Here is a 22,773-nt window from a genome sequence, read left to right on the forward strand (position 1 = left end):
AAGCAAAGACTTCGTATTTATGTTAAATTTTAATTCCTAATTCATAATTTTATTTTAATCCCAATCAGGGGCAAAGCCAGGGTTTACCACACGCTTATTTTGTTCGCGCAGCTTATCTATTTGGGTTACCTCGTCCTGGCTAAGTTCAAAGTCAAAAATGTTTAAGTTCGACTTCATGTGGCTTTCCTTAGACGAACGTGGGATGGCTAGAACACCATCCTGTTGCATAAGCCAGCGCAATGTTATCTGCACCTCGTTCTTGCCATACTTATCAGCAATAGCTTTAAGTGCCTCGTTACCTAACACCGCACCCTGTGCTATAGGGCTGTAGGCAGTAAGCGTAATATCATGTGCACGCAGGTAATTATATAGCTTCGCCTGGTTGATGAGCGGATGATATTCTACCTGGTTTGTGATAATGTCAGCACCTGTTGCCAATACCTGGTCTAACAGCTTAGTCGTGTGATTGCTTACACCGATATATTTGGTGTAGCCTTTCTCCTGTGCTTTAACTAGTTCACCTATATATTCTTCTACAGGCACATCAGCATTCGGCCAATGTACCAGCAGCAGGTCTACCTGCTCTGTCTGAAGCTTTTTCAGGCTTGCTTCTACTGATGGTAAAAAGTCTTTCCCACCTAGATTGTCGCGCCATACTTTAGTGGTCAGGAAAATGTCATTCCTGGCTATTCCAGTAGCTTTGATAGCTTCTCCAACTGCCTGTTCATTCTGATAGGCCTGCGCTGTATCTATATGTCTATACCCTGCGTTTATGGCAGCTTCTACCATTTGGCGAGCCTCCTGGCTGTTTAGCTGGAAGGTTCCAAAACCAAGTGCAGGTATCTTAGAATCTTTTATTTCTACTTTTTTCATAATTTTAATATTTCGGTCTGTACATTATTTGTGTATACAAATAATTAAATAAAAAAATGTTCCTTACTCCCGCAGTTTGTCAAGCAGGTTGCTAACTAGTACTGCCTCTTCCTGTGTCAGGTTATGAAAGCGGCGGTATAATTCCGGAAACTTATCATCTACCTGTTGGAGTAGGCTGAGTCCCTCAGGGGTAACACGAACCTCAATCATTCGGCGATTCTCAGCACAAATACATCGTGTTACATAACCCTTCTCAATTAGCTTGTCTACCAGGCGCGTTACGTTAGAGTTACGATCTACCATACGCTCCTGAATCTCCCCAAAACAAACTGGGTCAGGATGTTGCCCGCGCAAGATGCTCAATACGTTATGCTGTTGCAGCGTCAGGTCAAACTCCTTAAAGAAAGGAGCCAGTTGCTGATTCAGCCAGTTATTAGTGAACAACAGGTTAACAAGCAGGCGACGGTAATCATCCTTAAAATCCTTTTGATTTATTTCGTCTTCTATGCGCATGTTGTTTTGCCTAAGGCGGTACAAAATTAAAATGTATATTTGTATATACAAAGATTGGAGAAAAAAAGTTTAGCCGATACACTACGAAGTACGGTTAACCAGGTAGTATAGCCTTGAAATAAATTAAAGGGGTGGCAGTAGTCAACACTATCGTCACCCCTTTAAAGGAAGATGTACGATTAAGGATTTCCTTAAGCTTCCACTGCCTCTACCTTCTTCTCTGCCCTGTACAGCAACGTAGAGCAGTTATTAGGATCCAACACCTGTCTGGCACAACGCTGAATGTCTTCTGGCGTTACGGCCTGTACCTTTTCGCCCTCGGTGTTTATAAAGTTAGCGTCTCCTAAAAGCTTGCCATAAGCCAGGTTCATCGCACGGTTCAGAAGGTCAATTTCAGAGAAAACAATTGTTGTCTCTGCTTGGTTCTTAACTTTGTTCAGCTCCGTCTCATCTACTTTCTGCTCTATCAACTCATTCGTGATAGCTTCTATGGCCGCGTTAGCCTCACGTAAATCTACTCCTTCGCTAAGCTTGCCCTGAATAATTAGCAGGCCACCTTCAACTGAGCCAGATACGGAGGCAGCAATAGAGTTGAACATTTTTTGCTGCTTCACTAGTCGCTCATATAATCTGCTGGATTTGCCATGCCCTAGTATGTCGCTGATCAAGTCAACAGCATGATAGTCCTTGTGCGTACGGGGTGGCATGTGATAAGCCTTATAAATAGCATTGAGCGGTACATCAGCACTTGTTTCCAGCACACGCGGCTCGGTTTGTGCCGGTTCTGCCGGAATATTGCGAACATACTTTTCGCCTGACGGAATAGGGCCAAACCACTTATCTGCCAGATCTCTGGCGTGCTCAAAAGTAACATTGCCTGCGACTACCAATATAGCATTGCTCGGAGAGTAATGCTTCCGGAAGAATGCCTTTACTATATCCATAGAGGCGTTTTCGATGTGTGATATCTCCTTGCCAATAGTTGCCCATTTATAAGGGTGCTGTTTATAAGCCAATGGGCGTAGTTTCAGCCACACATCGCCATAAGGCTGGTTCAGGTAGTTTTGCTTAAATTCCTCAACCACTACCTTGCGCTGTACCTCCAGTCCGTTTTCGCTAAAAGCTAACTCTAGCATACGGTCCGACTCCAGCCAAAATCCGGTTTCAATGTTCTGTGCCGGCAGCGACAGGTAATAACTTGTGATATCAGGACTGGTGAAAGCATTATTCTCTCCACCCACACGCTGCAAAGGTTCATCATACAGAGGTATGTTTTTAGAACCGCTGAACATCAGGTGCTCAAACAGGTGGGCAAAGCCTGTGTGCGTTTCCTCCTCATCGCGGGAGCCTACATTATAAAGCACATTTAGTACAGCCATAGGCGTGGTATGATCCTCATGCACAATTACCTGCAAGCCATTATCAAGGGTAAATTCTTTAAATTCTATCATGTTTCTTAGATGTTAGATGCTAGATGTTAGATGCCAGGCATCAGACTTCAAGGGTTCAATATTTTGTTTTCTTTCCTGTAAAAAGGTTACAGGAAAACGGGTATTATCCAGCAACACTTTCTTTCTTTACCCAAAGTCTAATGTTTAGTATCTACGCCTGACATCTGTTCAAAGCAAAATTAAAAAATAGCGTCATATTTTCAGGGCTTCCGCTAATACATTAACTTGCCTCTCTATAACGAAGTTTTATTTTCAAAGATGAATTATAACCGCAAAGATTATACCGACGACGATCTGCTGGCTTTATATAAAGCTATTCTGAAGCCGCGTATGATTGAGGAGCGTATGCTGGTACTGTTGCGCCAGGGTAAGGTAAGTAAGTGGTTTTCTGGTATTGGGCAGGAGGCTGTATCAGTCGGCTCTGCCATGGCACTGGATGCTGATGAGTACATATTGCCGCTTCACCGGAACCTGGGCGTGTTCACTAGCCGCAATATACCTTTAGATAAATTATTTGCCCAGTTCCAGGGAAAGAAGACCGGATTTACCAAAGGCCGTGACCGTTCTTTCCATTTTGGTTCTAAAGAGCATCATATTGTGGGTATGATTTCGCACCTGGGGCCACAGCTGGCTGTAGGAGATGGTATTGCGCTGGCTGACCTGCTGGACCGAAAGGAGAAAGTAACATTGGTGTTTAGTGGGGATGGCGGAGCAAGCGAGGGCGATTTTCATGAGGCGCTGAATGTGGCTGCTGTGTGGGGGCTTCCGGTCATCTTTATAGTAGAAAATAACGGCTATGGCTTATCTACACCCAACAGTGAGCAATTCAAGTTCAGGAACTTTATTGACAAAGGCCCTGCCTATGGCATTGATGCCTTACAGATAGATGGCAACAATATAGTAGAAGTGTACCATACGGTACGGCAAGCAGCTATAAGCATCCGCAAAAATCCACGCCCTATGCTTATAGAGGCTCTAACCTTCAGGATGCGTGGGCACGAGGAGACCAGTAGTACCAAGTATGTGCCGCAGGAGCTGTTTGAGAAGTGGTCGAAAAAAGACCCTGTAGAAACGTTCGAAAGTTACCTGCTGGAGGAGTTGGTGCTGACGCCCAAGGTCATGAACGCTATAAAAGAGGAGATAAGAGCTGAGATTGAGGACGGTCTGCAGAAAGCTTTTGAAGTGCCTATGCCAGAAGCAGATAGGCAGGAAGAGTTAGGAGATATGTACCAGCCTTTTAACCAAGAGGTAGTTTCTCCTGCATCTGGTGCCACCTCTGAAAAAAGGTATGTAGATGCCATATCGGACGGGCTGCGCCAAAGCATGGAGCGTTTCCCTGAACTGGTGCTGATGGGGCAGGATATAGCAGAGTATGGTGGCGTGTTTAAAGTGACAGAAGGTTTTGTAAACCAGTTTGGTAAAGACCGGGTACGTAACACTCCACTTTGTGAGTCGGCTATAGTGGGTATCGGTTTAGGAATGTCGGTGCGAAACAAGAAAAGCATGGTCGAAATGCAGTTTGCAGACTTTGTAACCAGCGGTTTTAATCAGATTGTAAATAACTTGGCAAAGAGCCATTACCGTTGGGGACAGCATGCAGATGTAGTGATACGTATGCCAACAGGTGCAGGTGCTGCAGCAGGCCCCTTCCATTCTCAGAGCAACGAAGCCTGGTTTTTTCATACACCTGGCCTAAAAGTGGTTTACCCTTCTTCACCTTACGATGCCAAAGGCTTGCTAAATGCAGCCATCGAAGATCCTAATCCGGTTATGTTCTTTGAGCATAAGCTGCTTTATCGGTCGGTTTCACAAGAAATACCAGACGATTACTATACCATCGAAATCGGCAAAGCGAGACTAGTCGCAGAGGGAACAGATTTCTCGATTATTACCTATGGCATGGGCGTGCACTGGGCCAAACAGGTGTTACAGGAAATGCCGGAGATAAGTGCCGATGTGCTGGACCTGCGCTCTCTGCTCCCCTGGGATAAAGAGGCTGTACGAAATACTGTAGCCAATACCGGGCGCGTTATAGTGCTGCATGAAGATACTATGACGGGAGGAATTGGTGGAGAAATAGCTGCCTGGATTGGTGAGAACTGCTTTGAGTTATTAGACGGCCCTGTAATGCGTGTAGCCAGCCTGGACACTGCCGTGCCTTTTGCTCCGCCGCTGGAGCAGGAATTTTTGCCAAAGCAGCGCCTTCGCGAGAAAGTAGAGGCTATACTTGCTTATTAAAAAGGAGACATTCTAAATGTAAATATATTTGCTATGCTTAAATGCCGCTCATTTCTATTACCCCTGTTTTGCCTGGTGCTCTTGTTAGGGGCCGAAAGTTGCCAGCGTAAAGGTATTCCATGTCCGAAGCCTACAGGCAAGCGCAACAGAGTAAGTATGAAGGACCAGGCAGGGCATGGTTTTGAGGCTATTAAAGTGCCAACTGATAAAAACGGGCGCGTAAAAAAGCGAAAGAAACTACTGTTTTGAAAATCAGTATAAACCTAAACAGCAAAGTGTGGCGTTAGAGGTTGTTAGGTGTCGCTTTGTTTTATTTTATTTGCTTTTGCAGGTACACGACTAGTACAGAATTCTTATGAGCAGCGGCAAATCACAAGTGGGAGGGAAGTGTCTTTTAAAACACGTACCTGGACATCAACAATCAAAAGAATAAGAGGTTGGGCTGAAGGTGGTAAAGCCTTTAAAGACGCCGCAAAGCAGCATTAAAAAGTAATAAAAAGAATAAATGCTGTGGGAGAATGTTCTTCCGCAGCATGCAGAAGCTTAGCTACTGTATAACTAAAGTAAAGAATTAACAGAAAGAAAAGATTATAATATGAATTGGCATCCGCTTACAAGCACTGAGCAGTTAGATGAAGTAATTGCAGAATCTAAAACTACGCCAGTGGTAATATTTAAACACAGTACAACATGCCCTATCAGTGCCACAGCCAAAAGCCGCCTGGAGCGCCAGTGGGATGGAGCAGGACTGGACAACGTAAGGCCTTATTATTTAGATTTGCTAAAGTACCGGCCTGTATCGAATGAGGTGGCAGAGGTGTTACAGGTAAGGCATGAGTCGCCACAGCTATTATTAATTAAAGCTGGGGAATGTACATATGATGCTTCTCATCTAAGCATTAGTGTAGATGAGCTGAAAGAGCAGGTAGAGGCGTAACAGCTGTTACTTGTTTACTGATACGCCTTACTGCCTATTGATAAAGGAAAGAAACTGTTTGCTTTATCTCTGGGTGAAGGCTTAGTGCTACAGGGCAGGTTCGTGCTGCATTTTCCAGCATAACCTTCTCTTTAGTGCTATAATCTTTTGCAGGCATTGTAAAGTTAAGTACAACTTCGGCAATACGGCGTGGCTCAGCGGCCATAACTTTGGTTATCTCTAGTTCCATGCCTTCTATGTCTATGCTGCTGCGGTTGGCAACAATGCCCATAATGGTCATCATGCAGCTACCCAGAGCAGCTGAAACAAGATCAGTTGGGGAGAACGCTTCTCCTTTGCCATTATTATCGACAGGTGCATCGGTAATAATCGTGTTGCCAGAGGCAAGGTGTTGTGCCGAAGTGCGCAGGTTGCCTTTGTATATGCTTTTAATGGTTGCCATATGTGTTAGTTATAGTTTTTATTACTGTGTAAATTTAGTATTTTTAAATAAACTATAAACTCTATTAGGGTGGTAAGATACCTCATACTTGTCGTGACTTTTGTTCTGGCTGTGATATTGCCTGCAGCAGCGCAAACTGGAGATGATGAAGCTTTTAGGAATGAAATAAGCTATGGCGTTAACTTTAATTCTAACGCAGGCCTGATAGGTGGTGCTTTTGTACGGTCTTCTTATTTTATGACAGAACACATGTACCAGTTTGGTGAGCTTGAAATTGTGGAAGTAAAGCACCCAAAGGAAAACCGCGTTTACAGCTACTCGACCGGCGATTCGTTTGTTTATGGTAAGCAAAATTATCTGTTTGTGATAAGGCCGCATTATGGGCGCGAACTGGTGTTGTTTAAGAAAGCAGCTGAATCTGGTGTTCAGGTAAATGCTGTAGGAGCCATCGGACCCTCTTTGGGCTTGTTGATACCTTATTATATCCATTATGATTATGGCGGAGCTGGTGGGTTCGATGTCCGGACAGAGCAGTATGACCCGCAAATACACCGCGTTCCTGAAAATATTCAAGGTAGTGCCAATATGTTTACCGGGCTTGGAGAAGCTAATGTGAATGTAGGGCTACATGTAAAAGGAGGTTTGAGCTTTGAGTACGGGCGTTACAGAGAAAGTATCGCTGGTATAGAAGTGGGATTTATGGTGGAGGCTTATCCGAAAGAGTTAGTAATTATCCCACAAACAGATAATAACAGCGTTTTCACCTCCGTGTACCTTAACATTTACTACGGTAGCCGAAAATAGGCATTACCAGAAACAAACCGGCTATATACCTATTCTGAATACGCATGCCATGCCTCAGGTACAAATGTTGGTAAATGGCTAATGTGTTAACGCATAACTTCCTATCTTTGTAACCATGGACGAATTATTAACACTTCCGGTGATACAACCCAACGCAACGCCCGAGGGGCTGAATGCATTGGGCCGACCACGCAAGCCAAACTGGCTGCGGGTAAAACTACCGGTAGGGAAAGAGTACGCTAAAGTAAGAAACATAGTTGAAGAATATAAGCTGCATACCATCTGCGAAAGCGGCAACTGCCCTAATATGGGCGAGTGCTGGGGTGCAGGAACAGCTACTTTTATGATTCTGGGTAATGTGTGTACCCGCAGTTGCTCTTTCTGTGCCGTAGCCACTGGCCGACCAAATGAATATGATGAGGATGAACCTCGTCGTGTAGCAGAGGCCATACAACTGATGGGCGTAAAGCATGCCGTTATTACTTCTGTTAACCGCGATGAGCTGAAGGACAGAGGCGCTGCTATCTGGCATGAAACAGTAAAGCAGGTAAAACTTGTTTCCCCTACCACAACTATAGAAACGCTTATTCCTGATGTTAAAGCAAGCTGGGATGCACTGATTACTATGATATCTCCTGGCCAGGAGGTGGTATCTCATAACATGGAAACGGTAAAGGAGCTTTACCGCCGTGTGCGCCCGCAGGCTAAGTATGATCGTAGCTTAGAGCAGATACGTCGTACCAAAGAGTATGGACAACGCACTAAAACAGGCATAATGCTAGGGCTGGGTGAGACAAGAGAGCAGGTCTATCAGGCCATGGACGATTTGGCAGCGAATGGATGTGACATACTAACACTGGGCCAGTATCTGCAACCAACCAAAATGCACCTGGAGGTAGCAGAGTTTATACACCCGGATCTGTTTGACCACTATCGTGAAGAAGGTTTAAGAAGAGGTATTAAATATGTGGAGTCCGGGCCACTGGTGCGTTCTTCGTACCACGCGGAACGGCATGTGAATGTTTGATAAATGTTCTCTTTATCAAACATTTAGAATTATGGCAAAAAGAAGATTTTTTGCAGTTTAAATTGACCTGAAAGTAGTAATTGTTAGCAAAATGTTAGCTTTTAATTTTTAGTAAAAGCCTCACACTATGTAGTTTCTGCTGTCTTTTGACATATTTTTATTTTAAATATAAAAGCCCTGTTATGGAAATAACAGGGCTTTTCGTTTTTATGCGAAAAAGGGAGACAAGTAAGACCTGTTTTTCCTTGCAAATATTTATATATTATCATATCATTGTACTACTGATTTTTGTATGTTCACCACTATAATTAATCCATTTACTAAATAATTGTACTTAATTAACTTTTGCATAGCCTTGGGTAACCTTATGACGGATGTGTAGTAAGTGTATTGGTATTAAGCTATATTTTTATATAATTATAAATAAAGGCTAATTCCAAGTGATTTAAATTCTATTACATATGAAAAGACCTTTACTAATTGCTCTTCTTCTGCTTATTAACGTTGCGTTAAGCTTTGGTCAGTCTGACATAAACTTAAACCGGGCAACAAGTTATGCAGTCTTAGGATCAACTAAAGTGGTTAACACAGGAGCTACAGGTATTATTGGCGATCTAGGTATCTCTCCGGGAGAAACACTTGATGATAGTGGTACTTTAAATGTTACCGGCGCTAAAGCCGTAGGCAACAATGCTGCTGCAAACGCTCAAAAAGATGCTCTGGCTGTATATGATGCCTTAAGCTTAAGAGGTGCAAAAGCGTTTGGAAATGTGCTGGGTGGGAATGTCGCAATCTCTCCTGGTGTGTACAAGATAAATGGAAATGCGCAACTTGAATCCTCTTTGGCACTTGATGGAAAAGGGGATGTAAACGCTGTCTTTATCTTTATAATAGATGGTAATTTGCTTTCTAACCCTACTACAGGAATTTTTACAGAGAATGGAGCCCAGCCCCAAAATATTTATTGGTTAGTTACAGGAAATGTTCTTTTTGAGAATACTACTGTTTTCTTAGGAAATATCCTTGCCAAAGGAGATATCACCATGGAACCTGGGGCAAGTTTAACAGGCCGTGCGATTTCATTCGAAGGTGCTGTGAACTTGAATTCTAATACTGTTATTCTGCCAGAGCTGCCTCGTACAAATCTGCGTGTACAGAAAGAAGCAGAAAAGAGCGAATATGAAATAGGTGATGAAGCTACTTACACTATTACGGCGAGCAATGCAGGCCCAGCTACTGCCATTAATGTGGTTGTTGAGGAACTACTGCCAGAAGAGGGACTCGAGTTTGTTAGTGCTAGTTCAGATAATGGTACATATGACCCGGTAACAAATAAGTGGAATGTAGGGAACATTGCCAGCAAAGAGGCAATGTCTCTTACCCTTATCTTTAAGGTAACCAAAGTAGGTACAATAGTAAATGGAGTTAGAGTTGCCAGCTACAATCCTGACCCGGACCCGTCAGATAATAATGATGATGTCCCTATTACTGTAACACCGCCTAAAGCAAATGTTAGCGTGTACAAGGAAGCAGAAAAAGCTGAATATAAAGTAGGCGATGAGGTTACGTATACTATTACGGCCAGCAATGCCGGACCTAACAGTGCAACAGGTGTAATAGTACAGGAAAATATACCGGACGGGTTGGCATTTATAAGTGCCGCTACAGCCAAAGGGACCTATAGTGAGGAAACAAGTCAATGGAACGTTGATAACCTTGCACAAAATGAGTCAGCCACTTTAACTCTTGTTTTCAGAATAACAAAAGCAGGAACACTGGTAAACGGTGTGGATATTATTAGTGATAATTCTGATCCTGCTCCTGATGACAACCAAGATAAAGAGCCTATTGATGTTTCATGCCAGCCCCTGAATGTAACACTAAGTGGTGAGTCAACTATATGCGATATTACCGGAAATTTAATTTACACTGTAACCAAGGTGCCGGAAGCTTCCTACAATTTTACTTTGCCAGATGGTTGGGTTCGTGTCTCTCAAAATGAAAATAACATTGAAGTTAAACCAAGTGAAGCATCGGGAAGCATAAGTGTAACAGTAAAGGACCAATGCGATCAGACTGTAGTTAAGACTTTAGATGTGGAGGTAATAACTACCCCGGAGAAGCCAACTATTTCTGGTACTGACTTAATATGTGCTGTGAATACAGATAATGTTTACACTGCCTCCGGTGTAAGTGGTGGTAATGTAACTTATGAGTGGCATACTACCGGCGATCTACAAATAGTAAGTGATAATGGTACCGAAACGGTAGTGGTAAGAGCAACCGGGGCTGATGGTGGTACACTTACAGTTAAAGCTCAAAATGCCTGCGGTGTGTCAGGTGAAATTGCTGCTAAAACAATTGTCGTATCAGACCTTCCTGCAACACCAGGTGCTATACAGGGTAATACAGATATTTGTGCAGGTGAAGAAGTTACTTATAGCGTAGAAGCTGTGGCAAGTGCCTCTTCTTATACCTGGACAGTTCCGGCTGATTGGGATGTAGCAGCAGAGGATCTTATAACGTCAGTGCCAGAGTTAACAGTAACACCAAAATCAACGGGTACTATAAGTGTGTCACAAAGCAACGACTGTGGTAGTAACAGCGAGTCAAGCCTGAATGTGACGGTAACGCAGGTGCCTCTAACTCCTGATGAGATTTATGGTGATCAGGTTTGTGTAGGAGAAAAATCAACCTTTTTTATAGACCCTGTGGAGGGCACAACAGAGTATATATGGAACGTAACAGGAGACCTTATTATAATAGGCGACAATACCTCTAGTAGCATAGAAGTTCAAATGAATGGTGCAGGTGCTGTAAGCGTGGCAGCAGTAAACCAGTGCAGCACAGGTGAGCCAGCAACTCGTGAAGTAGCGCCAATCACGAAACCAGTTATCACAGGTATAGAGGGGCCGGCAGAAATTTGCAAAAACAGTGAAGGCAATGTCTTCAGCGTGCCAGAAATAAGTGGTGCTATTAGTTATAACTGGATACTTCCTGAGGGATGGAATATAACAGATGGTGAAGGAACAAACGCTATCACTGTAACAGGCACAGATGAAGGCGGAACAGTATCTGTAACAGTTTCAAATACCTGCTTTACAAGTGAGCCAGCCTCTTTAGAAGTGAGTATAGCTGTTCCTCCTGCTGCAGTAACACGAATTTACGATAGCAGCAGCTTATGCGAAGGCTTGGTGTATTCAGCAGAAACGGTACAAGGTGCTTCTTCCTATACTTGGTCAGTACCAGCAGGCTTTACCATCACATCCGGCCAGGGTACAGCAACCATTAAAGTGCAACGAGATGATGCAAATGCTTCTGGTTCGGTAACAGTAGTGGCAAACAATATAGTTGGCTGTGCTGGCCCGGCCACAAGTGCCAGTATGAACATAGAGGTGATCAATGGAGACCTGAACTTCCCGAAAGCCTTTAGCCCGAACGGCGACAGGAAAAACGACACATGGGAGATTAAGAATCTTGAGAAATACGCAGCAAATGAAATAGTAGTCTTTAACCGATGGGGCTCTGAAGTCTATAAGACGAAGAACTACCAGAACAACTGGAACGGCGGTAACCTGGAGAAGGGGACTTACTTCTACAAAGCCAAAGTTTCAGTATGCGAGGGTGTTGTAAAAGAATACACTGGCTACGTAACGATATTCCATTAATATGAGCCATATCAATAGAAAAGACATTACCATGAAAACACTATATACCCTGCTGGCTCTGTTGCTTACTTATACGGCTAGCGCCCAGCAAGCTCCGCAGTACTCACAATACATTTTTAACAGTATGGCTATCAACCCTGCTTATGCGGGTAGTAAGGATGTGCTGAATCTAAATTTGTTTCACCGGTCTCAGTGGTCAGGTATCGAGGGGGCGCCAACAACACAATCATTAAACATTGATGGTGCAACTGAAAATAACAGGTTAGGCCTGGGGCTTGGCGTTACACGAGATCAGATTGGTGCTCAATCTAACACATCTGTTTATGGTAACATAGCTGTAAAGCTGCAGGTGAGCTACAATGGTGTGCTGAGCTTTGGTTTAGCTCCGGGGCTTGTACAGCAAAAAATAGATGGCTCAGAGTTTGGCATAACAGATGACCCCTCTATTCCGGTAGGTGCTATGTCTACTATCAAGCCAGATGTAAAGATTGGTTCCTACTTTCATACAGACCGCTTTTATGCAGGCTTGTCGGTGTCTGACCTTATTCAGTTTGAAGATATGCAGGCCATTGAGCCGGAGCGCCACTACTTTTTTACAACAGGCTATGTGTTTGATGCCGGACCTTTTATCAAGATAAAGCCTAGTGTGCTTTTTAAAGAAGATTTTAAGGCCCCTACCAGTGTAGACCTTAATGCCTTTATACTGCTGAATGATAAGTTGTGGCTGGGCGGCTCTTATCGTACCAGCATGAACCTCTTCAACAGTAACATTGATAAAGATGCTGCTAACCGTACAGCCTTAGCGTTGATTGCTGAACTTCAGATTAAACAGTCACTACGTCTGGGGTATGCTTACGACAAAATGCTGAATGATCTTAGTGGCTTCAATACGCATGAGGTATCTATAGGGTACTACTTCTTAAAGAAGAAGAATGCCAAAATGCTGACGCCGCAATACTTTTAACAGATAGAGCTTAACACTATGAATTATAAATTTATACCCTTGTATTTGATAGCTGCTGCTACACTAGTTTTTTCTCCGTTGACACAGGCACAGTCATCAAAATTGCGCAAAGCAAACAAGTTCTACGAGAACTATGATTATGCGCTTGCATTGGAACAATATAATAAAGTTGCTGCTAAGCGGAAGCCTGACCTGTATGTGGCACAGCACATAGCTGCCTGTTACCGCCAGATGCGCCACAACGAGGAAGCTGAAAAGTGGTATGGAACAGTCGTAAGTATGGCAGGGCATGACCCGGTAAACCTGTACTATTATGCAGAGGTACTCAGGAGCAATGGCAAGTACAAAGAAGCTAAAGAGTATTACATGCGGTGGGGAGAAGAGCTACCTGTAATGTCGGACCGGGCACAGGAATACTTAAAAGCTTGTGATATAGCAGCTTTTTGGTTAAATAAATTACCTGTAGCTGAAGTAAAACCACTGCAGGAGCTGAACTATGCAAACAGTTCCGATTTCAGCCCAATGCAGTTTGGTGATGGTATTATCTTTACTTCTGACAGAGGGGCTAAGGTTAATGATAAAAAAAACAAAACTTTTGGGTGGACAGCACGGCCATACCTGCAGCTGTTCTCGGTTCATAAAGATGAGCAGGGGAGATGGGGCAACCCGATGCCATTGAAGGACGCAGTTAACTCTGACTACCATAATGCTACTGCGTCTGCTGCGCAAAATGGGCAAACCTTATACTTTACCCGCACCCATATGGTAAAGCGAAGGTATGGTAATGCTGACCCTACCGGCTGGACCAAAGAAGCAGAGGTGGCAGAGTATGTGAACAGGTTAGGTATTTACACTGCCGAAAGAAAGGAGGGGATGTGGAGTAACATACAGCCGTTCGCCTTCAATAATTTAAATGAATATTCTGTGGGGCATCCTGTGCTGTCTCCGGATGGTAATGTCTTGTACTTTGCCTCTGATATGCCAGGTGGAGAAGGGCAGACAGATATCTACTATACTACACGCCAGAAAGACGGCAACTGGGGCGAACCTGTAAATGCGGGAACAGCAATTAATACCTCAGGCCGTGAAAGTTTCCCTTATATAGATAAAAATGGAAAGCTGTTTTTCGCTTCTGACGGGCATTTAGGTATGGGCGGCTTAGATATTTTTGAGGCAGAGGGTGAGCATGGAGAATGGTCAGATGTTAAGAACATGGGCTATCCTATCAATACTCCTCAAAATGATTATGGCATTATGTTCACCGAAGAGGAGGAGGAAGGCTTATTGTCTTCTGACCGAACATCGGAAGACGGTACAACAGATATCTTCAGCTTTAAAATGTTGCAAAAGCCAGTGGTGTTAGCCATTGCGACACTGGAAACAAAGCAGAACACTCAGAAGAGAAATGAGCAAGTGGCACTGCCGCAGGTAAGGGTGGCTGTGTCTCAGCAGAATATTCCTGATTCTACAGTTATCTGGTCTGATACGAAAGGGGAGTATTTTATGGATGCTCGCAAAGGTAACGCCTACACTTTCACTGGTTATAAAGATGGGTACCTGAAACAAGCAGCACAACTGCAAGTGCCTGCCACGGCACCCGATACTGTTCAGGTCGCCTTACTGCTCTACAAAAACGAAGTGAATAAAGCTATTGTACTGGATAACATTTACTATGACTTAGATAAGTGGGATATTCGCCCGGATGCGGCAAAGGAACTGGATAAGCTTGTCCGAGTTCTGAAAGAAAATCCAACTATCAGAATAGAGATGGGCTCACACACCGACAGCCGCGAAAGTGAAAGTTATAACCAGCAACTATCAGAGCGAAGGGCGCAAGCCGCTGTAGACTACCTAGTGTCGAAAGGAATAGACATAAACAGGTTAGAAGCCAGGGGCTATGGAAAAACAAGGTTAATAAACAGGTGTGCCGATGGCGTTATATGTTCAGAAGAAGAACACCAACTTAACCGTCGTACCGAGTTCAAGATTATTAAATAAACTTTTTACTGATACCCTTGATAAAAGCACAATGGGCCTGCAAATTCTGCAGGCCCATTGTGCTTTTATGCTTATGTGGCCAATAAGTTTCTTTTGATCAGTTTTGCCGTCAGGGAGAATACAGTTAAAGCTGCAGATCATTATAAGGGTTTAACTGTGGCGAAGGCCATACTGTTGGGAGTAGTAAACCCACCACTATGTCTGGAGCCAAATAACGCTCTTGTTTTCATCGTTCGCCTTAGTTTTCTTTGGTGTCATTATGTTGATATAGCTGTACTATCGCTTAACTGCTCCTTGATTTTGGGTAAAATTTAACCCTTGGCCGAAAAAAACGTTCAGCAAAGCTTAAAAGTACAGCTTGAGTTATCCCATCATCCATGAAAATAAAACTACCTTTTACTAGTTTACTTTTGTTATTGCTTCTGATATCTTATACGCTACAGGCACAGCAGCCTGAAATTGACCAGGTGCTTATAAGTGGTACCGTATTGGATGCACGAAGTAGCCTGCCTTTGGAAGGTGTAACGGTTACGGCAAGATCAGGTGAGCAAGGTATTAGCAATGAGCAGGGAGCGTTTAGTTTAACAGTAGCAGAAGCAAATGCAAGGTTTTCTTTCAGCTTATTAGGCTACAGAACCCAAACAGTAGTTGTAAGCTCTCCTGAGGAAGAGTTGCTTGTGCAGCTACAGCCAGCATCTGCTAACCTGCGGGAGGTGGAGATAACCGGCTACGAAACCAACAGGCCCTTATTGGAAACAGCCGGAGCGGTAAGTGTAGTGGAGAGCGAGGTTATACAGCGCTTCGATGAAAGCTCCATAGTCCGAGCTGTAAACACAGTGCCAGGGGTGCGGATGGATGAGCGGGCTCCTGCCAGTTATCGCATTTCTATTCGGGGAAGCTCTCTACGTTCGCCTTATGGTATCCGAAATGTAAAGCTGTATTTCAATGGTATTCCTTTTACCGAAGCCAGCGGTGTTACCCAACTTAATATGCTGGATGCTGCCAATTTAGGCCAGATCGAGATTCTGAAAGGACCTACAGCCAGTGTGTATGGAGCCGGAACAGGAGGTACTATATTATTAGAGCCAAAGCGTGCCGAGGCCGGCACAAGCCAGTTACAGGTGGGTGCCACCGTAGGCTCGTATGGCCTTAGGCGTTACACGGCCACGGCCAGCTCAGGTTCTGATAAAAGCAACATGCTGGTGCAGTATAGCCGCCAGCAGTACGAGGGCTACCGCGAACAGTCGGCGGTGGATCGGCATGTACTTTTAATTTCACCGGAGTTTTATGTATCAGAGAAGCAGACAGTAACCGCCAACATTGTTTACTCTAACCTCTACTATGAACTGCCCGGGGGGCTTACGGTGGAGCAATATCGGCAGAATCCGCGCCAGGCACGTGGCGGTATGTATGGTAGTGTGGCACAAAATGCCTCTATCGATCAGGAATTAATCAATGTAGGAGTAAAGCAGGAATACAGGTTTAGCGATACCTGGAGTAATAACACCTCCTTATATGGTATGCACCGTTTTCAGGATAATCCTTTCAACACCGATTATGAGCGTAACGCTTACCAGGAGTTTGGTGGGCGTACCAGCTTTGTGCACCAGGGGCAGATAGGCAGTGTACCTGCTACCTATACCTTTGGCGGAGAGTTCCAGCGTGGCCTGGAGGCTTCCCGTACTTATGACAATAACGGGGGAATTCCCGATACCCTTCGCTCAGACGATGAGGTAATATCTAAAACAGGTTTCTTATTTGCACAGGCTGAGTTGGAGCTGCCTGCTGATATTATTGCCACAGCAGCTCTGAGCCTCAACGATACCAGGTACGACATCACCCGGTTAATGCAGGCCACTAGCGGAGGCCAATACGAATATATCCGTGATTTTGCAGCTGTACTTTCGCCACGAATTGCCTTGCTGAAGCGTGTTTCTGATGGCGTTTCTGTGCATGCCAGTGTAAGTTCCGGTTTCTCTCCTCCTACAGAAGAAGAGATTTTAACATCCGAAGGTACTTTAAATCAGGACTTAGAGGCTGAGAAAGGTACAAACTATGAGGCTGGTGTTCGGGGCTATGTGTTTAATGACCGCTTTAGCTTTGATGTCGTTGCCTTTTACTTCCGCCTGAGCGAAACAATAGTAAGCCGACAGGATGTATCGAGTGTGGCTGTCTTCAGAAATGTTGGTTCTACTTCTCAGAAAGGCTTAGAAACCATGTTGAGTTACAGCATTATAGACGATGCCCGTTTAACGCTTAGCCAGCTACGTGTGTGGGGAAGCTACACGTACAACCATTTCCGTTTTAAAAATTATCAGAGAGATGCGATTGTGTTATCAGGCAACAAGCTGACAGGTGTAGCTCCCCATACTGCCACTGCAGGTTTAGATCTGCTTACAAAGGCAGGGTTTTACGTATACGTGACAGCAAACTATGTCGATGAAATACCGCTTAATGATGAAAACACGGTTTATTCAGATGACTTTATTACACTAGGGGCCCGCTTAGGCTTTAGACGTCAGTTAGGTGGCCATATAAGCTTGGACATATTTGCCGGTGCAGAAAATTTAACTGACGAAAAGTACAGCATGGGCAATGACCTGAATGCATTTGGAGGTCGTTTCTTTCAGCCTGCACCAGATAGAAATTACTATGGAGGTATTAAAGTAAACTACACCTTATAAACAAAAACAACCGATTATATAGTTATGTGGTTACAGGAAAGCAGCGCAGTATGTCATAATGCGCTGCTTTTTCTTTTACCTTCTCAAATTTGGTACAGGCGGATACTGTGACATAATGTTGGCAACTACTCTGTTTAAGTCTCTTTCCTGTATACCTATAGGGTCTATGTCTGCTTCTGCCCAGCCTCGCCATACCAACTCATTCGTGTTTGCATCAATAAGGTCTATAACCAAAGCTCCCATGGGGTACTCCTGTATGTTTCTGAAGTCAGACACTCCGGCAGGGCTATAACTATAGCGATAGCCATACCAATAACTGTAACCAAACCCAAAGTTCGTGGAGGGAGTGCTGTTGTTAACCTGATCTGGCCTTGGTTCCAGGGCAATATCATAAGCTATCAGTAAGTCTGGGGCATTAACATCAGACGGTAGCATACCATTTCTAACGAGTTCACTTTCTACGGCTGCTTTGATCTGTTGATCTATAGACGTATCATACTCTGGATCTGCCCGGGTAACAGGTGTTTCTACCTGGTACCAGCCATAAGTGCGAAACTTATCAAAGTTTACAGAATAGTCATAGCTGCTTTGAACATTTAAAATAGGTGTGCAGCTGCTTATCAATATAAATAAAGTCAATAGTAAGAGTAGACTGCTTAGGCGTGATATGTTTTTCTGATGAGAAGGCTTCATGGTTGCATATATAGTTCTATAACTATACGGTGAAGTACACTGAAAAGTATAAAGTAGAGCATTAACTGTATAATTTCTCGAATGCGACGAGCCTAAAAGCTATCGTGCTATTGTTAATACTACGAATCGGCACTCGACCTTAACCTTATAAGATGCTTAAGGCAAAGGCCGGAATAAAATACTAATGCTACAAAAACAACAACACCCGCCAACTTTACAGCTGACGGGTGCTTTTGTTGCTTATGGAGATAGCAACAGTTTAACCTACTGCTACCATTTCATTGTTATTCTCATTATAAGCTTCTATCGGTGCACAAGAGCAAATGAGATTACGATCGCCGTAAGCGCTGTCGATGCGGCTAACGGTTGGCCACACTTTGCCATCGCACAGGTAAGAAACAGGGTAAACAGCTTTTTCGCGGCTGTACGGTCTGTCCCAGCTTTCAGATAATGCTACCTGAGCTGTATGCGGAGCATGCTTCAACACGTTGTTTTTCTGGTCAGCTTTGCCTTCTTCTATTTCGCGAATCTCTTCACGAATAGAGATCATTGCCTCACAGAATCTGTCAAGTTCTTCCTGTGGCTCAGATTCTGTTGGTTCTATCATAAGGGTACCTGCCACTGGGAAAGAAACCGTAGGAGCATGAAAACCATAGTCCATCAGGCGCTTCGCTATATCTTCTACTTCTACACCGTATTTCTTAAACTCACGGCAGTCTAAGATCATTTCGTGTGCACAACGGCCGTTTTTTCCTATATAAAGCACTGGGTAGTGCTGCTGCAAACGAGCTTTGATGTAATTAGCATTTAGTATGGCAACTTTAGTGGCTTCTGTCAGGCCTTCTCCACCCATCATGGCAATATAAGCATAAGAAATAGGCAGAATAGAGGCAGAACCCCAAGGTGCTGCAGAAACAGCATGAATTGCTTCCTCGCCGCCAGTTTTAACTACAGCATGGCCAGGAAGGAATGGAGCCAAGTCTTTTACTACACCAATAGGACCCATGCCAGGACCACCGCCACCGTGAGGAATACAGAAGGTCTTGTGCAGGTTCAGGTGGCAAACATCAGCACCGATGGTAGCCGGTGATGTAAGCCCTACTTGCGCGTTCATGTTAGCACCGTCCATGTATACACGGCCACCATTATCATGGATAATCTGGCAAATTTCAATAATGCTTTCCTCATACACACCGTGTGTAGATGGGTATGTCACCATCAGGCAGGATAGCTCATTTTTATACTGCTCTGCTTTGGCGCGCAGGTCGGCTACATCAATATTACCTCTCTCGTCGCACTTTACAATAACCACTTTCATGCCTGCCATTACTGCAGAAGCAGGGTTAGTACCGTGTGCTGAAGAAGGTATAAGAGAAATGTTTCTGTGGCCTTCACCACGAGACTCGTGGTAAGCACGAATCACCATTAAGCCGGCATATTCTCCCTGAGCACCAGAGTTAGGCTGTAAAGACATGGCATCAAAACCAGTTACTTCACAAAGCCAGCTTTCCAGGTCTTCAAAAATCTGCTTGTAACCTTTTACCTGGTCGGCAGGAGCAAATGGGTGTATGCTGCCAATCTCTGGCCAGGTAATCGGAATCATTTCTGCTGTCGCATTCAGTTTCATAGTGCAGGAGCCCAGCGGAATCATGGAGTGAACAAGTGAAATATCCTTATTCTCCAAAAACTTCATGTAACGCAGAATCTCATGCTCGGAATGATGCCTGTTAAACACTTCATGTGTTAGGTAGTCACTTGTGCGAATAAGACTATCGTTCCATTTCAGTTCTGTTTCGTTTGGTAGCTCATCTATGGTTAGTATAGCTGCAGACTTACCAGTTACCTTAGCAAACACAGCCAGAATGTCTTTTACATCCTGTAGTTCTGTTGCTTGGTGCAGCGATATCCCAATAAAGTTTTTTGCAAAGTAATGGAAGTTAATACCAGCAGCCTCTGCCTCTGTACGAATTGCAGCTTTCATTTCAGCGCTTTCGACTGCTATTTTCAGCGTATCGAAATATTGCCTATTCAATTGCTCAAAACCTAAAGCTTTCAGGCCGCTTTCTAACTGCTGTGTAAGTGCATAAATATTTACACCGATATACTTCAGGCGACGTGGGCCATGGTAAACAGCATACATACCTGCAATTACTGCCAATAACACCTGAGCTGTACAAATATTAGAAGTAGCTTTCTCACGGCGGATGTGCTGCTCACGGGTCTGCAGTGCCATGCGGTAGGCCTTATTACCTTGTGCATCCACAGAAATGCCAATAATGCGCCCAGGTATAACACGCTTAAAAGCATCCTTTGTAGCAAAATAACCAGCATGAGGCCCACCGTAACCCATTGGTACACCAAAACGCTGTGTAGTGCCCACTACAGCATCAGCACCCATTTCGCCCGGAGGTGTTAAAAGCGTTAGCGACATAATATCAGCAGCAACAACCACTAATATTTCTTGCTCATGTGCCGTATTGATGAAGTCTGTATAATCAAACACTTCACCATCAGCCGCTGGGTACTGAACAATAGCTCCGAATAATGTTTCGTCCTGCAGGTTTGCGCTGCGGTGGTCGCCAATTTCCAGCTCAATGCCAAGTGGGGTGGCGCGCGTTTTAAGCACATCTATGGTTTGTGGCAATACCTGCTCTGATACAAAGAAACGGGTAGCGCTTTTGCGAGAACCTTTGCGTTGTGCATAGAACATAGCCATGGCCTCTGCCGCTGCTGTGCCTTCGTCCAGCAACGAAGCATTGGCAATCTCCATACCTGTCAAATCCATTACCATTGACTGGTAATTGATAAGGGCTTCCAGGCGCCCTTGTGCAATTTCAGCCTGATAAGGAGTGTAAGCGGTATACCAACCTGGGTTCTCCAGAATGTTGCGCTGGATTACGGCAGGTAAAATAGTGTCGTTATAGCCAAGGCCAATGTACGACTTGTATAACTTGTTCTGCTTAGCAATGCTGGCAAACTTCTTCAGGAACTGCGTCTCCGAAAGAGCGTTTGGTAAGTTCAGCGGCTTCTTCAGGCGGATGGCCGATGGCACAGTCTCCTCTATTAGCTGGTCCAGCGATTCAACACCTATGGTTCTAAGCATTTCCTGCATCTGCTCTTTGTCAGGGCCGTTATGGCGCTCCTTAAACACATCAGCAGGCTTGGTTTTAAGTATCATAATGGTGAAGTATAATTAGGTATTTTTTGGGTTTCGAATTATTGAGCAAGAGGAGCCTGGGCCATTCCCGCAATATTTTCTGCAAAAGTAACAGTAATTGTTTATTATATTGAAGCATGGTAGCTAAATACTTCCGGGCATGTTGTTTTGCTTAGGTAAGGCTGAATTAAAAAGCAGATTATCATATGGTTTAACCTGCTTGGTAGTTGCTTTTTCCTCCTTAAGGAACAACTAAATTAACATAAGGATTCAAGAACATTTTACAGATGAGCAAACTCAAAATAGGTGTCATAAAAGAAGGTAAAGCTCCTACTGATAAAAGAGTGCCGCTTACTCCTAAGAAATGTGTGGAGGCACTCCAGGAGTTTCCGGAAATGAAACAGGCTGTGCAGCCCAGCGAAGTGCGATGTTTTAAAGATAAGGAATATGCTGCTCATGGTATAGCATTGCAGGAAGACTTAAGCAACTATGATGTATTGGTAGGGGTGAAAGAGATTCCTGTAAACCAGTTAATCTCTGATAAGACATACATGTTTTTCTCTCATACCATAAAGAAGCAGCCCCGGAATGCAAAACTGTTAAGGGCCATACTAGATAAGAACATCACACTTATAGATTATGAAGCGCTAACCACACTGCAAGGACAGCGTGTAGTAGCTTTTGGTCGCTATGCAGGCATAGTGGGGGCCTATAATAGCATGCTGACCTATGGCAGAAAGTGGGGGCTTTTAACCTGGAGCCAGCTTACCAGTGCCAGGAGATGGAGGACATGGAAGAAGAGTTTTTTAAGGTGAAACTGCCGCCAATCAAAATAGCTGTTACCGGTGGAGGTAGAGTGGCAGGAGGGGCTATGGAGGTTTTGGATAAGGTGGGTATAAGGAAGGTAAGCGTTTTTGAGTATTTATATAAGCAATTTGATGAGCCCGTGTATGCGCAGTTACATTCCGGCGACTATAATACACAACCTGATGTGGAAGTGTGGCACTCTCCTGACTTTTATGAAAATCCTCACCTATATAAGTCTACCTTCCGAAAGTTTTCTCGTGTAACTGATTTGCTTTTAGCCTGTGCCTATTGGAGTCCACTCGCGCCAAAGCTTTTTACAGAAGAAGAAACCAAGGAGCCAGATTTCAGAATAAACACCATCGCCGATATTACCTGCGATGTGAATGGCTCTATTCCTATTACAAAGAGGTCTACTACTGTTATAAATCCAGCTTTTGATTATAACCCGAAGTCAGGAGACTTGGAACTGCCCTATTCAAGCCAAGGGAATATAAAACATCAACAGCTCAGGAACTCC

The 22,773-nt window shown here is 44.1% G+C and carries 16 protein-coding genes and 1 pseudogene; 11 read left to right on the top strand and 6 right to left on the bottom strand.

All coding sequences use genetic code 11. The annotated features are described in order from the left end of the window. Window positions 1-54: 54 nt before the first annotated feature. From LN995_RS05645 to LN995_RS05655, 3 genes are all read right to left on the bottom strand, one after another. A complete protein-coding gene (locus LN995_RS05645; RefSeq protein WP_229959244.1) occupies window positions 55-873 on the bottom strand; it encodes an aldo/keto reductase in 819 nt (272 codons plus the stop codon). 63 nt (window positions 874-936) lie between these two features. Then, window positions 937-1,386: a MarR family winged helix-turn-helix transcriptional regulator gene (locus tag LN995_RS05650; protein WP_229959245.1), complete on the bottom strand. Its 450-nt coding sequence runs from the start codon at window positions 1,384-1,386 to the stop codon at window positions 937-939. A gap of 191 nt (window positions 1,387-1,577) precedes the next feature. Further along, window positions 1,578-2,837, bottom strand: a complete 1,260-nt coding sequence (locus LN995_RS05655; RefSeq protein WP_229959247.1) for a M16 family metallopeptidase — start codon at window positions 2,835-2,837, stop codon at window positions 1,578-1,580. Between the two features lie 258 nt (window positions 2,838-3,095). Between LN995_RS05655 and LN995_RS05660 the strand changes: the two genes are divergently transcribed. From LN995_RS05660 to ytxJ, 3 genes are all read left to right on the top strand, one after another. Beyond that, window positions 3,096-5,075, top strand: a complete 1,980-nt coding sequence (locus LN995_RS05660; RefSeq protein ID WP_229959249.1) for an alpha-ketoacid dehydrogenase subunit alpha/beta — start codon at window positions 3,096-3,098, stop codon at window positions 5,073-5,075. Between the two features lie 33 nt (window positions 5,076-5,108). Beyond that, entirely contained in the window at window positions 5,109-5,324 is a 216-nt protein-coding gene (locus LN995_RS05665) for a hypothetical protein (protein WP_229959251.1), read from the top strand. 346 nt (window positions 5,325-5,670) lie between these two features. Continuing rightward, window positions 5,671-6,012 carry a bacillithiol system redox-active protein YtxJ gene (ytxJ, locus tag LN995_RS05670; protein WP_229959253.1) on the top strand — a complete coding sequence of 114 codons (342 nt, stop codon included), beginning with the start codon at window positions 5,671-5,673 and terminating at the stop codon, window positions 6,010-6,012. 34 nt (window positions 6,013-6,046) lie between these two features. Here the strand turns inward: ytxJ and LN995_RS05675 are convergent, their stop codons facing one another. After that, window positions 6,047-6,454, bottom strand: a complete 408-nt coding sequence (locus LN995_RS05675; protein WP_229959255.1) for an OsmC family protein — start codon at window positions 6,452-6,454, stop codon at window positions 6,047-6,049. A 69-nt stretch (window positions 6,455-6,523) separates the two neighbouring features. Between LN995_RS05675 and LN995_RS05680 the strand changes: the two genes are divergently transcribed. From LN995_RS05680 to LN995_RS05705, 6 genes are all read left to right on the top strand, one after another. Beyond that, window positions 6,524-7,258 (top strand): hypothetical protein, encoded by a 735-nt coding sequence (locus LN995_RS05680; RefSeq protein ID WP_229959257.1) that lies wholly within the window; start codon window positions 6,524-6,526, stop codon window positions 7,256-7,258. 115 nt (window positions 7,259-7,373) lie between these two features. Further along, on the top strand, window positions 7,374-8,285 hold the full coding sequence (gene lipA / locus LN995_RS05685) for a lipoyl synthase (protein WP_229959259.1): 912 nt from the start codon (window positions 7,374-7,376) through the stop codon (window positions 8,283-8,285). A gap of 461 nt (window positions 8,286-8,746) precedes the next feature. After that, a complete protein-coding gene (locus LN995_RS05690; RefSeq protein WP_229959260.1) occupies window positions 8,747-11,953 on the top strand; it encodes an ice-binding family protein in 3,207 nt (1,068 codons plus the stop codon). Window positions 11,954-11,984: 31 nt separating this feature from the next. Further along, entirely contained in the window at window positions 11,985-12,917 is a 933-nt protein-coding gene (locus LN995_RS05695; protein ID WP_229959262.1) for a PorP/SprF family type IX secretion system membrane protein, read from the top strand. Window positions 12,918-12,935: 18 nt separating this feature from the next. Then, window positions 12,936-14,915 (top strand): OmpA family protein, encoded by a 1,980-nt coding sequence (locus LN995_RS05700; protein ID WP_229959264.1) that lies wholly within the window; start codon window positions 12,936-12,938, stop codon window positions 14,913-14,915. A gap of 377 nt (window positions 14,916-15,292) precedes the next feature. Next, a complete protein-coding gene (locus LN995_RS05705; RefSeq protein WP_229959266.1) occupies window positions 15,293-17,599 on the top strand; it encodes a TonB-dependent receptor in 2,307 nt (768 codons plus the stop codon). Between the two features lie 75 nt (window positions 17,600-17,674). Here LN995_RS05705 and LN995_RS05710 read toward each other — a convergent pair whose 3' ends face one another. Both LN995_RS05710 and gcvP read right to left on the bottom strand, forming a co-directional pair. Then, window positions 17,675-18,292 carry a DUF4136 domain-containing protein gene (locus LN995_RS05710; protein WP_229959268.1) on the bottom strand — a complete coding sequence of 206 codons (618 nt, stop codon included), beginning with the start codon at window positions 18,290-18,292 and terminating at the stop codon, window positions 17,675-17,677. A 259-nt stretch (window positions 18,293-18,551) separates the two neighbouring features. Continuing rightward, window positions 18,552-21,470: an aminomethyl-transferring glycine dehydrogenase gene (gene gcvP / locus LN995_RS05715; protein WP_229959270.1), complete on the bottom strand. Its 2,919-nt coding sequence runs from the start codon at window positions 21,468-21,470 to the stop codon at window positions 18,552-18,554. 266 nt (window positions 21,471-21,736) lie between these two features. Here gcvP and LN995_RS05720 point away from each other — a divergent pair, with 266 nt between their 5' ends. Continuing rightward, complete coding sequence (locus LN995_RS05720; RefSeq protein ID WP_229959272.1) at window positions 21,737-22,264, top strand: Rossmann-fold NAD(P)-binding domain-containing protein; 528 nt, start codon at window positions 21,737-21,739, stop codon at window positions 22,262-22,264. Beyond that, window positions 22,189-22,773 (top strand): annotated as a pseudogene (locus LN995_RS05725) (alanine dehydrogenase); the annotation flags it as partial. The gene LN995_RS05720 and the pseudogene LN995_RS05725, both read left to right, overlap by 76 nt.

Origin of the sequence: Pontibacter silvestris, assembly GCF_020907275.1 — a bacterium.
Taxonomy (GTDB): Bacteria; Bacteroidota; Bacteroidia; order Cytophagales; family Hymenobacteraceae; genus Pontibacter; species Pontibacter silvestris.